The following is a 16157-nucleotide window of genomic DNA, read 5'->3' as shown; positions in this document are numbered from 1 at the left end:
ATCCTGCCGCTATCGATGACTTTTACGAATGAATTACCGTCACCTCACCCCTTCGATGTCGTTGCTGCTGGCCTTTGAAGCCGCTGCCCGCCATGAAAGCTATACCCGCGCCGCGATGGAACTGTCACTGACCCAAAGCGCCGTGAGCCGGCAAGTTCAGGCGCTGGAACAGCAACTGGGCCTGACGCTGTTCCGCCGTGAAGGCCGGCAAGTGCAGCTGACCGATGTCGGTCGTCTTTATCAGCGGGAAATGAGCGAAGCGCTCGGACGCATCCGCAGCGCCACGCTGCAGGCCATGGCCTATCAATCGGGCAGCGGCACCTTGCGCCTGGCCACGTTGCCGACCTTCGGCTCGAAGTGGTTATTGCCGCGCCTTCATGACTTCTACAAAACCCATCCCGGCATGCTGGTGCACATCAATTCGCGGATCGACGCCATCGACTTCGAAACCAGCGGCATCGATGCCGCGATCGTCGTCGGCAGTGCCGATTTGCCCGGCCTGATCAGCCATCGCCTGCACACCGAAGAACTGATGGTGATCATTTCTCCACAAGCGGCCGAACGTCATGTCACCTGGACGCCGGAGCGCATTGGCGAACAGACGCTGCTTAACGTCGCGAGCAATGCCAACGTCTGGGGCGAGTGGTTCGGTCACCACGGCCTGCCCCATCGAAAGATGCGGCTGGGGCCGAGTTTCGAACTCACCTCACACTTGATCCAGGCCGTCAGGGCCGGCATCGGCATCGGTCTGGTGCCGCGTATTCTGGTGGCCGATGAGCTGGCCAGCGCCGAGCTGATCAGCCTCGACCAGCCCTTCGCCAGCCAGCGCAGTTACTACCTGACTTACCCGCCGCGCAATGAGGCGCTGCCATCACTCGTCGCGTTTCGCACCTGGTTGCTGGAACAGATCTGACAGGATCAGCGCCCGAGAAACGCGTAGCCATAACCCACAACCTTAGCGTCTTCGCCGTAGCCACCGAGGAACGAAACACCGACCGGCAGGTTGCCCTTGATGGTGCCTGCCGGAACGGTGATCTCGGGAAATCCTGTCGCGGAGGCAATGTACGACGATGCGTAGGTATCACCGGTTTTGCACACGTAACTGTCATCGGACACGCCGTGAACCACCGACGCCGGGCAATTGATGGTCGCGAAGAACAGGCTGTCCACGTTGTTCTTCTTCATGATGCCCATCAGCTCCGCGCGCAACTGCGGAATCTTCCGGGAGAGGATGGAGATGTACTGCGGCGAATCGGTGCTGCCGGCATTCGCTACCGTTTCCAGTCCGGCCAAGCGTGCCGGGTTCATGCCATGCGACCCGTTTTCCGCCTGATTTTTCCTGGCCAGGTCGAGAAACTGTGCAAGAGTTCGCGGTTGGCTCGGGTTGAGGGTGGCAAGGTAACGTTCGAATTGCGGTTTGAATTCACTCTCGCCAACGGGGCCGAGCACATCGTTCCATAGGGTTTCAAAGGCTTTTGGCAGTTCGATGGAGACGACATTCGCCCCCCGCTTGCCGAGGGTTTCCTGCGCCGACTTGAACACCGCGTCCACCTCCGGATTGGCGCCTTTGAAGTTGGTGATCACCCCGATAGTCTTGCCTTGCAGAGAGGAACGGCTCAGCGCTGGCTCGAACTGTATTTTGTCTGCGACCAGATTCAGGGTCGCCGGATCAGTTTTGTCCTGGCCCTTGATCGCGTCCAGCACGATGGCCTGATCCAGCACGTTGTTGGTAATGACGCCACCGGTATCAAACGCGAGCGACAGCGGAATGATGCCGCTGCGACTGATCAACCCCAGCGAAGGTCGGAAACCCACTGTGCCTGTGACGCTGGCCGGGGCGCGGATCGAGCCGCTGGTGTCCGACCCTAGCGCAAAGGGTGCAAACGCTGCGGCCACAGCGGCGGCAGAACCGCTGCTGGAGCCAGAGGCATCACGCTTGGTATTTTTCGGATTCAGCGTCTGGCCACCAAACGAGCTGTAGCCAAACCAGCCAAAGGACGCGGCCAATTCCGACAGGTTGGCTTTGCCGAGCAGAATCGCTTGCCCGTCGATCAGCTTCTTGACGGTGAAGGCATCCTGGCTCGGCACGGACGAACGCAGGACAAAGGAGCCACCGGAGGTGACCATACCGGCGGTGTCGAAGTTATCCTTTACCACGAATGGAATGCCGGCCAGCGCTGCATAGTTGGCCTTTGGGTTTTTCGCCCGTTCGGCATCCCACTTCCGGGCTTGATCGATCGCCTGTTCATTGACCGTCACCAGCGCATTGATGTGTTGGCCTTGGTGATTGTTCGCTCGGATGTTATCCAGATAATGCTGGACCAGTTCCTCGGAACTGAGGGTCCCGTCATCCAGTGCATGACGCATATCCGCCAGGGTCATACGGTCGATACCGTCATCCGCCTGAGCACTTGCCGCCAGTAGCAAAAACGAGCACACCACCAACTTTTTATTCAACTGCATGGGTCAGTCTCCTAGTGAATGACAGGCGAACGAAATGAGCTCACGGCCCCAGCGATTGGGATGAGCGTTACAAATAAGCAGGATAAAAAGAGGCCAGCGATGTTCAGCTGGCCCTGACCGTCATGATGAAGCCGAGTGGCTTCAACACCACCAAGGAATACCTAGAGCAACTGGTTCTTTTGCAGAAATTCCTTGGACACGCTTTCGATCGATTCACGGCCGACGTCGACACGGGAATTGAGGCCGGCAATGGTGTCGTCGTCCAGCTTGGAAGACAGCGCGTTCAGCAACTCTCCGATCTTCGGATTCTCCTTAAAGACTTCAGTCCGGATGACAGGGGTCAACGCATAGCTGGGGAAGAAGCCTTTGTCGTCTTTGAGCACCACAAAGCCAAAAGCCGGTATCCGCCCATCGGTGGACAGGACCAATGCCAGATCGACCTGACCGTCCCGGAGCGCCTGATAGGTCAGCCCGCCGTCCATGCGAACGATGTTCTTGCGCTCGAATTCAAACTTGTACGTCTCTTGAAGTGGGCGCAGGCCATCGGGCCGTGAAAAGAATTCAGCATTCGATGCGAATTTATAGGATTTGCCTGCTTCGATATTCTTCGCAAGATCACTGATGGAGACGACGCCATCCTTCTCGGCCTCTGCCTTGCGCATGGCAAATGCGTAGGTGTTGTTGGCCTTGGAAGGGTTCAACCAAGTGATGCCCTTTTGCGCATCAAGCTCGCTGATCTTCTTGTAGGTTTCGTCAGCGCTAAGTTTGTCGGTGACTTTGTTGTAAGTGATCAGCGAAGTGCCGGTGTATTCCCAATACACATCCACCTGACCATTCTCTTGCGCCGCGCGCAGTACCGATGACCCCAGGTCCGGGCGTTTATCGACACTGTAGCCATTGGCACGCAGTAATTGAGCGGTCATCTCGGCAACCAGTTGCTGCTCGGTAAACTTCTTGCCACCGACCACAATCGTGCTGTTGGCAGAAGCGCTGCCTACACCACCTGAAACAAGACTCAGGGTAACGACCAGACTGGCCAGCATTCGATAAATCATCATGCACCTCGTATTATTGGTTTAGGTCTTTGGTCTTCAGATTCATTCGCGCCCGGCCAACCTCAGGCCCCGTGACACTGCAAAGTTTTGAATCAAGCCGCAGCCCAGATCGACTGCAATCGCCAACAGCGCGGTCGATACGGCACCGGCCAACATCATGCCGAAGTCATTCAGGTCGATCCCGGTAAAGATCAACTCGCCCAGCCCACCGCCCCCGACCAGGAAGGCCAGCGGCGCAGTCCCGACGTTAATCGCCAGCGCCGTGCGGATGCCTGCGAAAATCACATTCATCGCATTCGGAATTTCGACTTTCCACAGCGTTTCCCGTGGCGTCATGCCCATGGCCTCGGCAGCTTCGACCAAGTGCTGCGGCACCGCGCGCAAGCCTTCATAGGTGTTGACGGCCACGGGCAACAACGTGGCGACAAACAATCCGATGATGGCCGCCCCGCTGCCCACGCCAATAAAACTCATGGCCAAGGCCAACAGCGCGAGCTTGGGGATCGCTTGCCCGACATTGAGGAACTGCATGGTGGCCATGGCGTAACGCTGGTTCGCCGGACGGCTCATCCAGACGCCCAACGGCAGCGCGATGGCCAGGGCCAGCGCCCCGCTGACCGCCACGATCTGCAGATGCTGGACCGTCAGGTAGCTGATGTCGCCCCAGTAAAACTGCAGCCCTTGCCACAATTTGATGAGAAAGTCAGGCATCGTCAGTGCACCGCCGGAGTAATGTTTTCAACAAGCCGCGCCAGGATGTCGGCCTGGTGGACATAGCCGATGAAGCGTCCGTCGCTGTCATTGCAGGCGGCCCAGTCCTGGCCGCGCCCCAGCAGTTGCGAAAGCACTTGGCGCAGATCATCTCCAGGCTTGACGATCAGGTGTGAGTGCGATGCGATGCCGCTGGTGCCACCCACGATCTGCATGTGTTCGCGCGGCGCGATCTTGCTCACGACGTCAGCCGCGCGCAGCAGGCGCAAGCGTTTCATGATCCGGTCGCCGCCCATGAAGTTCGCCACGAACTCGCTGTTCGGCCGGGCCAGCAGATCATCCGAGCTGCCGAATTGCTGGATTTTGCCGTTGTGAAACAACGCGACGCAGTCCGCCATCTTCACCGCTTCATCGATGTCGTGACTGACAAACAGCACGGTCTTGTTGACGAGGCGCTGGATACGCATGAATTCGTCCTGGATCACTTCCCGGTTGATCGGGTCGATCGCGCCAAACGGCTCATCCATCAACATCACAGGCGGATCCGCTGCCAAGGCCCGGGCTACCCCTACCCGCTGCTGCTGGCCGCCCGAAAGTTCACACGGGTAGCGCTTGAGGAATTTGGACGGTTCCAGCGCGACCACTTCCAGCAACTCCGCGGCTCGCTTGCGGCTTTTGCTCTTGTCCCATCCCAACAGATTAGGCACGACGCATATGTTTTCCTCGACGGTCATGTTCGGGAACAGACCGACTTGCTGAATCACGTAGCCGATGGAGCGCTTGAGGGTGACACTGTCCAGTTCGCAGGTGTCGCGACCACCGATGCGGATCGTGCCTGAGGTGGGCGTGATCAGTCGGTTGATCATTTTCAACGTCGTGGTTTTACCGCAGCCCGACGGCCCAAGCAGTACGCAGATCTGCCCCTCTTCAACATTGAATGAGACATCTTCTACTGCAGTGATTGAGCCGAATTTCTTGTTTAAATTTTCGATCTGGATCACGTCGTAGCTTCCTTCATTCGGCCATTGGCCACTTTGTTCTTGTTCAGGCCTTTTGGCGTCAGGAGGCGCTGTAAGCCGTAGAGCGCGTAATCGGCTGCAATGGCAATTACGCTGATGACGATCGCACCGGCCAACAGCTGTCGGGTATCCGATTGAGCGATGCCACGAATGATGAGACTGCCCAGGCCACCCGCGCCGATGTAAGCCGCGATGGCCGCGATGCCGATGTTGATGACGGTCGCCATCCTGACGCCCGCCATGATCAGCGGGACCGCAATCGGCAGCTCAACTTTGCGCAGCCGTTGCCAGGTCGACATCCCCATGCCGATCGCCGCTTCGCGCAACGCGGGGTCGATGTTGGAGATCGCGGTGGTGGTGTTGCGGATGATGGGCAGCTGGGAATAGAGAAACAGCGCAATGACCGCCGGCACGACGCCGATTCCATAACCAATCAGGGACAGAGCCGGAATCATCAGCCCGAACAGCGCGGCAGAAGGAATGGTCATCAGGACAGCGGCGAAAGCCAGGACCCAACGGCGCGTTCTGGGGTGCTGGGATATTGCGATCCCGACAGGCACGCCGGTCAGAATCGCCAGCCCCACCGCTACCGCCACGATGAGAAGGTGCTGCCCGAGTAGCAGACTGATCAGCCCGCCGTTTTCCAGAATGAAACTCAAGGTTTCCATGGTTGATATGCCTTCTGTACGTCATTGTTATTTTTGTCGGCCGTGCATCTGGAAGTGAACGCCGGATCTTGTAGCAAACATTACCGCGCTACCGTAGGCAGCTTGAGCTTTGAGTTCGACGATTTCTATCAAAAAACCGACGTCACGAGGCACGTCAACGAGCAATGCAAGGTGAAGGGTTGATTGAAGAAGAAATTATGCAGGATCACCAAATTTCCAAGGCTAGTCGGAGCGCACCGCCTGTCGGGGCGAGTCATTAGCTTGCTATGCGGTTTTGCGGGGAGGATCGGCTCAGCCGTTTTTCGGGGGGAATAGCGGTTATTGAGCGACGCGCTCAGTGACCGCAATCAGGAATGAGCATCATCAAATTTCCGCCGCTCTTCTCCAGGTGTGCAGCCCCACACCCGACGGTAAGCCGCGCCCAGATGTGATGCCGAGACGAACCCACAGCTGTAGGCAATGGACGCAATGGGCTGGGTACTCTCACGCAGCAATCGGCGTGCTTCGTTAAGCCTGAGTTCCAGATAGAATTTTTTCGGTGTCATTCCGAAGTGCTGATGCCACAACCGCTCCAATTGACGGTGCGACAGATTGCACCGGTCGGCGATTTCTTCGATGCCGACAATGTTCTCCAGATTGTCTTCCATGAAGGCGATGGCGGCCGTCAGCCTGCGATCGTGAATCCCGAACCGCCACTGAATCGACATCCGCTGATGTTCTTCCGGGGCTCTTATCCTGGCGTGCAGAAATTGCTCGGCGATGCTTGCGGCCAGCTGATTGCCGAAATCAAGCGCGATTTGCGCTAGCATGAGGTCGATGGCCGCCGTCCCCCCGGCACACGTCCAGCGGTTGCCATGGTTGACGTACAGCTCTTTGGTCACTTCGATCGAGGGGAATTCCTCCGAAAATTGACCGATGGACTCCCAGTGCAACGTGCAGCGCTTTCCTTCGAGTAGCCCGGCCCGTGCGAGGATGAACGTACCGGTGCTCAGTGCGCCGACAGTTATCCCGCGAGACGCTGCGCGTTGTAGGAAACGCAGCATTCTCGGCGGCTTCTGATGTTCGATGTCGAGGCTTGCCAGGACAAAAACGCGATCCAGCTCCGGAGCCTGATCAACCGGCATGGTCTGGATTTCGATGCCGCTGCTGGAGCTGACCGGCCCACCGGATTCCGTGAGCAGGGCCCACTCATAAAGTGTTTTTCCGGACAACCGATTCGCCGCGCGCAAAGGCTCGCTGGCTCCTGCCAGGGCCATCATGGAGAACTGAGGGAGAATGAGCAGCCCGATTCGCTTGGTTGTGTAGCTATTCACAGACGTCGCTGATTCGCTGGGGGCTGCCATCGCCAGATCCTTTCATGGGTAGTTCCAGCCGTTCAAGTGAACAGCTTAGGCCAGCCCGAGAGAGTGGCTTTGGACACGCCATGTTAGGGGTTGAGCACGCATTCAGCCAGACTCAATCGTTGCGACAGCGAACGAGCCAAGCCGAAGCGTTACGACAGATCGCAATGACGGGGAAATGCAGCGCGACGACTTGAAAGCCGCTGTGAGACCTCGTCGCCCGAGGTCTCACATGATAATGGCGAGCGGATCAGCCGCGCGCTCGGATGGCCTCATCGATGCTCTGGATCATCGACTTGAACACAGGGCTGTCGACCTGATTCTGCTGGCCATGTTGCATGTGCGAAATAATCAGCGCGCTGGGGCCTGCATCACCCGGGTAGTTCTGGTGCAGACGCACCGACTCCGAGGGCATGTGCAACGTGTTGTCGGCGCCGTGGATGATCAGTGCAGGCGGGAAGCCTTTTGCACCTTCGATGGACTGCTCCGGGTCATACGCCACATAAGACTTGTAGGACTTCGCCGTCACGTGGGTGCAGCCAGGCCAACGGTCCGCGCCACCGGCTTCGGTGTAGCCGCCCAACTGCTGATCAACGTAAGCCTGAGTTTCAGGATCCAGTGGGTAGTAACCGAGACGGGTCGCCTCCGTTCCGGTGTCGAACGGAGGGATCGGCGCGTCATCCGCGAGTTGGTGAATGGCGGCATCGGCCGCGCCTTTGTCTGCACGCAAGGCTTGCAGCTTACGGATGTTGGTGTAGCTCATCGGCACCCAGAAACGGATCTGCTCACCTCCTGCGGCGGCCAGTTCAGCCACTGCACCGAGGCTCGCCACCGAACCCATCGCCCAGGACGCCACAACCGGCATCTCACCGAAATTCTCGCGAGCCCATTCAATGGCACCGAGGACTTCATCTTTCTGGTCTTCGAGGATGACATTGGTGATCTCAATGTCACCGGCCTTGATCGTGTTGCGGATGTGTTTGTTAGAGAAGAAACCCGCCACGTCGTAGGTCATGACGCGATAACCACGAGCTGCCAGAGCGCGGCCGAACAGTTGGCCGTACATCGTGACCCCGCCAGTGAAGCCGGAGTTGAAGATGACAGGCGGAATCGACGCGTCGATCTGTTCTGGCTGAAACACCGTGCCTTTGAGGTTCAGGGTTCCATCACCGTACTTGACGGCAAAGTTGATTTCTTTTGTTGTAATGTTCGTCATCACTGGATATCTCGAAGTTAAGGCGTGGGCGTAGATCAACTAACCAACTGGCCAGAAGCTCCCCGGAGAAGTTGGCCAACTGGAATGTGGGTTTCTTTCGAAACATGATTTGCAACGGCATCGACAAAGTTAAAAGCTTTGTTCAAGTCAAACAGAGCGGAGTACGGCGCAACCAGGTTGTCAGTCCCGACATGCGGTGCATCCGTTGCTTCCAGAAGAATCTTGTCCGCACCGACGGCACAAACAATTTGCGTCACGAAACGAGCTGTTTCCTCGGGATAGACGGAAGTGCGATAGCCAGGGCCTTTGAACCACACGTTGCCTCGTTCTCGCGCTTCAGTGAGCAGCGCGACGAAAGCCGGCTCAGTGATGTCACGCTCACTGTGACAAGTGCCCAGGTGATCGATAATGACCCGCACACCACGAGGGATCTGGTGCAATACGCGCAGATTCGTCTCGGCTTCTTTCGCGTAAATGTGCAGATGCTGATGCGGTAGCAGCCGGTCATAAAACGCCGACCATTGGCCATCGCTAAACCGTGCATCAGACACCGTTTCAGGCTTGGCATCGTGCAAAACGATTCGAGCGCCCACCACCTGCGGATGAGAGAGACGCTCTTGCGTGGCGTAAGCAGGATCTGCCTTGATCGTCCCCACCAATTTGACACCCCCATAACGCTGCGGGTTGGCGGCCTGGAGATTCCTGAGCTCGTCGAACGAAACAAACACGTTTTCCGAATCGGGCAAGATACTTAAATGGACGTTATTGAGCAGCGTCGGCGCAATCCCGGCATCGATCAATGCATCCAGATAAGCCGTCAGCGGATGCGGCTCCGGTAACGCATAAGGCAGCGAACCGGCCACTCGGTGGAGGTCTTGCGACGTATAGAAATGAACGTGACTGTCTATTCTTTTTATCAGCGGCAGCATGATTTTTGTTTCCTGCTTTTGTGCGAAAACAATAATCGTCGTCAGCGCCTCGTCGCTCCCGCCAACTCGACGTGTAGTATCAAAATTTCGCCATGCGTGAATTTTGTGAGTCTGGGGGCGGTAGAAATCAGTGGAGAATTTTTAAGGCGGAAGTAGCGCCTGGGGGCTTTGTTGCACGGGTGACGGGTTTTGGAGTCGTAAAAATGAAGGTCGGGGCGGTTGATGGGTGAGAGGTCCGTCAGGGCGATGGCGAAAAATTGATGGGGTTTAGACTGCCTGCTTTCTGGATTCAAGCTCCGACGACGATTGAGCTAAAGCTAATGATGAAAGTTATGCGAGCCGGTCCGATGTGGGCTTTAATGTCCGTGCTTATATGCAGCCTCACTAGCTTCGACTCCCTACGAAGGGATGCGCCTGACGGAGAGTTCAGGTTGCTATGCACTTGTCTAATCAAGGAAGAAACGACATTGAAAAAAGCTTTCGGCGCCCTGCTGTTGACCTGTCTGACTACTATCGCACTCGCTGATGAGAATCCTGTCGGCTTCCAATCTTTCACACTGCCGGACTCGCACAGTGACCGCTCACTGGAGATGGTCGTTTGGTACCCCAGTACAACTATCGCAGCCACACAATTGATCGGCGATGATGCGGTGTTTGTCGGTGCTTCTGCCGTTCGTAATGCGCCGCCAGCTGCTGGCAAGCATCCATTGCTGGTGCTCTCCCACGGATACAGGGGGAACTGGAGCAACCAGATCTGGCTTGCCAGTGCTCTGGCGCATAGGGGTTACATCGTCGCCGCAATCAATCACCCTGGCACCACCACTCATGACCGTAGCCCTCAAGCAGCAGCGCAGTTATGGCAGCGGCCCGTTGATTTGACGCGAGCCATTGATAGCGTCACGACTCAACCTGAAAAATTCGGCTTGGTTGCCAATGGCCGAATTGCAGTAGTGGGCCATTCACTCGGCGGCTGGACCGCCCTGGAGATCGCCGGTGCTCGTTTCGATCCAGACCGCTTCGCCCATGACTGCAAAGCCCACCCACAGTTAGCAAGTTGCACCGTCTATGGAAAGATGAACCCCGCAAGCACCTCAGAATCAAAGGCCGCGTTGGCCGCCGATTGGCGCGATAAGCGCGTCACTGCGGTGGTTACATTGGACCTGGGGCTTTCACGGGGTATGACCGATGAAAGCCTGGCCTCGCTGCCGGTACCAACGCTGGTGATCGCTGCCGGCGTACCGTCGCGCGAGCTTCCCGCTGAGTTGGAGTCTGCCAACCTGGCCAAACGCCTGCCTGCGGCGTCAAGCCGTTACGTCGAAATCAGCGACGCAAGCCATTTCAGCTTTTTGTCGGTGTGCAAACCTGGCGCGGAGGTAATGCTCGAAGAAGAAGTTCCAGGCGATGGCATGATTTGCCGGGATGGCGACGGCGCTCGCCCGCGCAGGGTGATTCAACAGCAGATTACATCGCAGATAGCAGAGTTTCTTCAGTCATCTATCTACACAGAAGGCAGTTTGTAAAATCGTGGTACGAGCACTGCCGCAGCTCAACCAAAAAACCGTTGGAGCAGTTTCAACCCCCGCGCAATCTGTCTGAACGGTTGGCCAGGGATGAGCGCTCTGGGTCGAAAGCAGCCGGTCGCGATGGGCAGAAAACGGCCAGAAGCGACCAGTCGGCACCGCAAAAAACTATACAGATACATTCGTACCTCTAAAGTCCCGGAATACGCTCCACCCAAAAACATGCCTTTGATCTACGCCGATATTTCCATGCACCGGACTCCGGTGTCGTTTACAGCACGCGAAGAGGGGTTAGAGCAGCCCTTAGACGAGTGTCTACGGTCGTGACTCTTCCCTCTCGCCCCACTGCCCTTCACATCCCTCCCTGCTGCGTACCCTACACCCTCACGCCGGATCCAAAGACTCGACCACTCCCTTATCCTCACCCAGGAACCCGCCGCTTTGATGCTGCCAAAGCCGCGCATAGACGCCGTTCTTCCCAAGCAATTCGGTGTGGGTGCCCTGTTCGATGATGCGTCCGTCATCCATGACGATGAGCCGGTCCATGGCCGCGATCGTGGACAGCCGATGGGCTATCGCGATCACGGTCTTGCCCTGCATCATCTCATCAAGGCTTTCCTGAATGGCGACTTCGACTTCCGAGTCCAGCGCGCTGGTGGCCTCGTCAAGCAGCAGGATCGGGGCGTTCTTGAGCATCACACGGGCAATCGCGACGCGTTGGCGCTGGCCGCCCGACAGCTTGATGCCGCGCTCACCCACAAGGGTGTCGTAGCCGGTATGGCCTTGCCGGTCGCTCAGTTGGCTGATGAACTCATCGGCCTGAGCATTGGCCGCGGCACTGCGAATTTGCGCGTCGGTCGCATCTGGACGGCCGTAGGCGATGTTGTCGCGAATGGAACGGTGCAGCAGGGAGGTATCCTGCGTGACCATGCCAATGGAGCCGCGCAAGCTTTCTTGCGTCACGTGTGCGATGTTTTGGCCGTCGATGCGAATCACCCCGCTGTCGACGTCATAGAAGCGCAGCAACAGGTTGATCAGCGTGGATTTGCCGGCGCCAGAGCGGCCAACCAGGCCAATTTTCTCGCCCGGGCGAATGCTCAGGCTCAGGCCATCGAGCACCTGGCGTTCGCCATTGTAGTTGAAGCTCACATTATCGAAGGTTACCGCGCCGCCGGAAGTCACTAGCACGCCCGCACCCGGCGCATCCTGCACCTTGGCGCCTTGGGTCAGCGTCGCCATGCCATCCTGTACGGTGCCGATGCTCTCGAACAGCGAGGTCATTTGCCACATGATCCAGTGCGACATGCCATTGATCCGCAACGCCATGGCGGTGATTGCCGCCACGGCACCTGCGCCGACCTCACCCTGGTGCCATAGCCACAGGGCATAACCCCCTGCTGCCATGATCAACACCACCACCAATGCCTGGTTGACGATCTCGAACTGGCTGACCAGGCGCATCTGGCGAAAGCCGGTTTGCTTGAAATCCTCCATCGCTGCACGCGCGAAATGCGCTTCACGATTGGAGTGGGAGAACAGCTTCACCGTAGTGATGTTCGTGTAGGCGTCCGAGATACGCCCGGTCATCATCGACCGCGCATTGGCCTGTTCTTGCCCGACTTTCCCCAGGCGGGGCACGAAGTACAGCATGGCCAGCCCGAACAACACGACCCAGGCAACGAAAGGCAGCATCAGTTTCAGAGCGAAGCCGCCGGCCAGTGCGATGATCGCAATGAAATACACCCCGATCCCGGGTGCGATCTCGATAAGGGTGAATAGCACGTCGCGCACCGCTAGCGCAGTCTGCATCACCTTGGTAGTGACTCGGCCGGAAAACTCATCGGAAAAAAATGAAAGGCTTTGCCGCAGCATCAGGCGATGGAAGTCCCAGCGCAGCCGCAACGGCAAGTTAATCGCCAATATCTGGTGCTGCACCATGGTGCGCAACGCTACCAGCCCGACACTGGTCACCATGACGATGCCTATGCCCCACAACACGCGACTTTCCTGCGCAGCCGCTTCACCGCCTGCCTGCCAGATCGAGAGCAGATCCACGACCTGCCCGAGGAAGGAAAACAGCCAGGCTTCGTAAATCGAGACACCGGCACTGAGCAGCGCAAGCGCAAGGATGTAACCGCGGGCGCCCCGCGTACAGGCCCACAGGAAGCGAGCCAGGCCGTCGGGTGGCGGTGGTACCTCGTCAGGAGGAAAGGGGTCGAGTCTTCGTTCAAACGCACGAAGCATGGTGTTCTCCAAAACAAACAAGTTGAGGAGAGTCTGCCATTGAACGGTTGCTTTGAGGGTTTTGTGACGTTGAGATCGCTCGTGAACCGCAGAAGGCCCTTTTATCGATTACAACGCAATGCGTCGGAACGGCTAAGCTTTTTCGAATGAACCTCGTCTTTCAAGGGAGATTCCATGAGCAGCGCCCCCCTGTCTGAACTTGATGCCGCGCTACCCGGTTTGGCTCGCAAGATCCGCGTGCTGGATGCCCTGTCCTGGCCGGATGGAGTCGAGGAAATTTTCCTGGCGCATTGGCGCGACGGAAAAGCAGAATTGCCGAGAGTCGAATTGCACCCCCGCGAGCACAGCGCCGACATCGTTGCTCTGGAAGCTTTTATTGGGCGTTGCGATCAGGGGCATCCAGCCGGTAACTATCTCGCCATGACAGCGCGTAGCTATGCCACGGCTGGACGCATGCTCGGTGCGATTGGCACGCCCGCCTTTACTCAATATTCATCCGCCTTGTACCGGCGCCCGGATTTCTATTATCCGAACCAGAAACTCAGCATGCTGGACGCGGCCCAGTTCTTTCTCACGACCACCAACGCCCTACTGGGTGGTGCCCGGATTCCACCGACTCAGGCAGAGATACCGGCCGAGGCCTTCGCCGCCTGGATGCAGCCGGAATTGGACCGTTTCTTCGGCAAGGGCCGGGTCACGGTCGTGCTCGACCCGACCCTTGCTGCCAAGGCGATCGCCGGGGCAAGCCGCATTCGCCTGCGTACCGGTGCACTGTTCTCTGAACTGGACAAGAATCAGTTATTGCAGCATGAGGCCTTCGTGCATGTCGCGACCGCACAAAATGGCGCGCTCCAGCCCAACCTCAAAAGTCTGGGTTTGGGAGCGCCACGCACGACTCAAACCCAGGAAGGCATTGCCACCCTGGCAGAACTGTTCACTGGCAGTATGGACATCAGTCGATTGCGCCGCCTGGCCCTGCGCGTGCTTGCGGTCCAGCAAGCGTTGGACGGCGCCGATTTCATACAGGTATTCGAGGGTTTTCTTGCCGCCGGCCAGTCGCAAGAGGAGTCCTTCCGCTCAACCCAGCGGGTCTTCCGTGGCGCCAACCTGCGTGGTGGTTCGGCGTTTACCAAGGATGCCGCCTACCTGACGGGCTTGCTGGGTGTCCATACCCTACTGCGCATCGCGATCCGCGACAATCGACCGGAACTGGTGGGTCATTTGTTTGCGGGACGCCTCAGTCTGGCTGATACCGTACGCTTGGCTCCTCTATTCGAGTCCGGCTGGCTCCGGGGGCCAACCCATCTACCGGCCTGGGCCAGCGATCTACGTTTACTCGCCGCCAACCTGGCCTTCTCCGCTTTTATCGCCCAGATAAAATTGGATGTGCTCGATCTAGAGGTGCTCATGGCATTTTCAGATGAACACGAAAACGATGCCAGCGCCATGTGATCACGGTACCTGCCAATTGAACGTTATCTGAAAGAGGAACGAACACACCTAGCATCCGGTGGCGCACGCATAGGTAACGACGCAAGGCGTTGTAGTCGTTAGGACGTAACACCGGGAGTCTTTAAACGCGCCCCTTCAAACATGTTTAAGGCAGTGCGTTCCGATCACTGCGCCAGTCGCATGCTTCTAACAACCGGACTGACTCAACAACGGCAAAAATAGCTCCGATTCATGATCACTTCGAGCGGTAGGTACGGGTCGTACCATGGCCCCGGTCGCAGGAATTTGAAATGCACGGCGTTGCTCGACAGAATGGCGCCCCGATTCGGCCAAAGTGCCGGACGTCCGTGGTGAATAGGGGTTGCGGTTGAACGAACAGACATTGTCCATGCGCCTGGAACGCGTGGCGGCGCATGTGCCAGCCGGTGCGCGCCTGGCCGATATCGGCTCGGATCACGGCTACCTGCCGGTGGCGTTGATGCGTCGTGGCGCCATCGCATCGGCGGTGGCCGGCGAGGTGGCATTGACGCCGTTCCGCTCGGCCGAACGCACCGTGCGCGAGAGCGGCCAAGGCCTGCGAATCACCGTGCGCCTGGCCAATGGCCTCGCGGCAATCGAGACGGGAGACGGGATCACGGCGATCAGCATCTGCGGCATGGGCGGCGAGACGATCCGCGACATCCTCGACAGCGGCAAGGCGCACCTGAGCGGCCAGGAACGCCTGATCCTGCAGCCCAACGGCGGCGAGCAGCCATTGCGCCAATGGCTGATGGACAACGGCTACCGCATCCTCTGCGAGGAACTGCTGCGGGAAAATCGGTTCGACTACGAAATCATCGTCGCCGAGCGCGCCGCTCCGGTGACGTACAGCGCCGAGGAGCTGTACTTCGGCCCGCTGCAGATGCAGGCACGCAGCCCGGCGTTCCTGCTCAAGTGGCAGCGCATACTGCGCCACAAGCAACAGACCCTGACCCACTTCGCCCGGGCGCGGCAGGCCGTGCCCGAGGAGAAGGTGCAAGACATCGCCCGGCAGGCCCGATGGATCACCGAGCTGCTGGCTTGAGCCGGTGATAGCCATGCCCCGAGCCGTTGCATAGAAACCCCGAGAGCCAGATTTTTCTGGCGGACAAAACAAAACCCCAACTGCTTTCGCAATTGGGGTTTCGGAATTTAATCTTGACGATGACCTACTCTCACATGGGGAAACCCCACACTACCATCGGCGATGCATCGTTTCACTGCTGAGTTCGGGATGGGATCAGGTGGTTCCAATGCTCTATGGTCGTCAAGAAATTCGGTAGCCAGGTCGTTTTCTCTTGCGAGACCACGCTCCAGCGAATGGGTATGTGATAGATCTGGTGTTTTGTGAGTATCTCGAACTTTCGGTTCGTTTCGTCTTCACACACCGCAATCTGGTGCTCTTTCGCTTTTCAGCTCGAAGCAAGCAAATTGCTTGGGTGTTATATGGTCAAGCCTCACGGGCAATTAGTATTGGTTAGCTCAACGCCTCACAGCGCTTACACACCCAACCTATCAACGT

The 16157-nt window shown here is 57.9% G+C and carries 13 protein-coding genes and 2 rRNA genes; 4 read left to right on the top strand and 11 right to left on the bottom strand.

Features of this window, described 5'->3' with window-relative positions; all coding sequences use genetic code 11:
• Nucleotides 1–28: 28 nt before the first annotated feature.
• Nucleotides 29–913, top strand: a complete 885-nt coding sequence (locus tag ACIQV9_RS00075) for a LysR substrate-binding domain-containing protein (protein WP_403096565.1) — start codon at nt 29–31, stop codon at nt 911–913.
• Between the two features lie 5 nt (nt 914–918).
• On the opposite strand, the gene ACIQV9_RS00070 is transcribed toward ACIQV9_RS00075, so the two are convergent.
• From ACIQV9_RS00070 to ACIQV9_RS00035, 8 genes are all read right to left on the bottom strand, one after another.
• Nucleotides 919–2463, bottom strand: a complete 1545-nt coding sequence (locus tag ACIQV9_RS00070; RefSeq protein ID WP_403096562.1) for an amidase family protein — start codon at nt 2461–2463, stop codon at nt 919–921.
• A gap of 161 nt (nt 2464–2624) precedes the next feature.
• The gene (locus ACIQV9_RS00065; RefSeq protein ID WP_403096560.1) at nt 2625–3518 is read right to left on the bottom strand and encodes a glycine betaine ABC transporter substrate-binding protein; all 894 of its coding nucleotides are present in this window, start codon (nt 3516–3518) and stop codon (nt 2625–2627) included.
• Between the two features lie 42 nt (nt 3519–3560).
• Nucleotides 3561–4229 (bottom strand): ABC transporter permease, encoded by a 669-nt coding sequence (locus tag ACIQV9_RS00060; protein WP_403096558.1) that lies wholly within the window; start codon nt 4227–4229, stop codon nt 3561–3563.
• Between the two features lie 2 nt (nt 4230–4231).
• Complete coding sequence (locus ACIQV9_RS00055; RefSeq protein ID WP_403096555.1) at nt 4232–5230, bottom strand: ABC transporter ATP-binding protein; 999 nt, start codon at nt 5228–5230, stop codon at nt 4232–4234.
• Nucleotides 5227–5916, bottom strand: a complete 690-nt coding sequence (locus tag ACIQV9_RS00050; protein ID WP_403096553.1) for an ABC transporter permease — start codon at nt 5914–5916, stop codon at nt 5227–5229. The genes ACIQV9_RS00055 and ACIQV9_RS00050 overlap by 4 nt, the downstream gene beginning before the upstream one ends.
• Before the next feature lie 347 nt (nt 5917–6263).
• Entirely contained in the window at nt 6264–7259 is a 996-nt protein-coding gene (locus tag ACIQV9_RS00045) for a GlxA family transcriptional regulator (RefSeq protein WP_403096550.1), read from the bottom strand.
• Between the two features lie 247 nt (nt 7260–7506).
• Nucleotides 7507–8472: an alpha/beta hydrolase gene (locus ACIQV9_RS00040; RefSeq protein ID WP_403096547.1), complete on the bottom strand. Its 966-nt coding sequence runs from the start codon at nt 8470–8472 to the stop codon at nt 7507–7509.
• Between the two features lie 35 nt (nt 8473–8507).
• Nucleotides 8508–9401: an amidohydrolase family protein gene (locus ACIQV9_RS00035; protein ID WP_403096545.1), complete on the bottom strand. Its 894-nt coding sequence runs from the start codon at nt 9399–9401 to the stop codon at nt 8508–8510.
• 467 nt (nt 9402–9868) lie between these two features.
• On the opposite strand from ACIQV9_RS00035, the gene ACIQV9_RS00030 reads away from it, so the two are divergent.
• Complete coding sequence (locus ACIQV9_RS00030) at nt 9869–10921, top strand: alpha/beta hydrolase family protein (RefSeq protein ID WP_403096542.1); 1053 nt, start codon at nt 9869–9871, stop codon at nt 10919–10921.
• Nucleotides 10922–11305: 384 nt separating this feature from the next.
• Here ACIQV9_RS00030 and ACIQV9_RS00025 read toward each other — a convergent pair whose 3' ends face one another.
• Nucleotides 11306–13165, bottom strand: coding sequence for an ABC transporter ATP-binding protein (locus tag ACIQV9_RS00025; RefSeq protein ID WP_403096540.1), 1860 nt, complete (start codon nt 13163–13165; stop codon nt 11306–11308).
• 174 nt (nt 13166–13339) lie between these two features.
• Here ACIQV9_RS00025 and ACIQV9_RS00020 point away from each other — a divergent pair, with 174 nt between their 5' ends.
• Both ACIQV9_RS00020 and ACIQV9_RS00015 read left to right on the top strand, forming a co-directional pair.
• Entirely contained in the window at nt 13340–14617 is a 1278-nt protein-coding gene (locus ACIQV9_RS00020) for a flavohemoglobin expression-modulating QEGLA motif protein (protein WP_403096537.1), read from the top strand.
• A 367-nt stretch (nt 14618–14984) separates the two neighbouring features.
• Nucleotides 14985–15680, top strand: coding sequence for a tRNA (adenine(22)-N(1))-methyltransferase (locus ACIQV9_RS00015; protein ID WP_403096533.1), 696 nt, complete (start codon nt 14985–14987; stop codon nt 15678–15680).
• A gap of 111 nt (nt 15681–15791) precedes the next feature.
• Here ACIQV9_RS00015 and rrf read toward each other — a convergent pair.
• A 5S ribosomal RNA gene (rrf, locus tag ACIQV9_RS00010) occupies nt 15792–15907 on the bottom strand.
• Nucleotides 15908–16081: 174 nt separating this feature from the next.
• Nucleotides 16082–16157: ribosomal RNA gene (locus ACIQV9_RS00005) — 23S ribosomal RNA — on the bottom strand; the annotation flags it as partial.

Origin of the sequence: Pseudomonas sp. NPDC099000, from assembly GCF_044759925.1 — a bacterium.
Classification (GTDB): Bacteria; Pseudomonadota; Gammaproteobacteria; order Pseudomonadales; family Pseudomonadaceae; genus Aquipseudomonas.
This window is presented reverse-complemented; position numbering and strand designations above follow the sequence as displayed.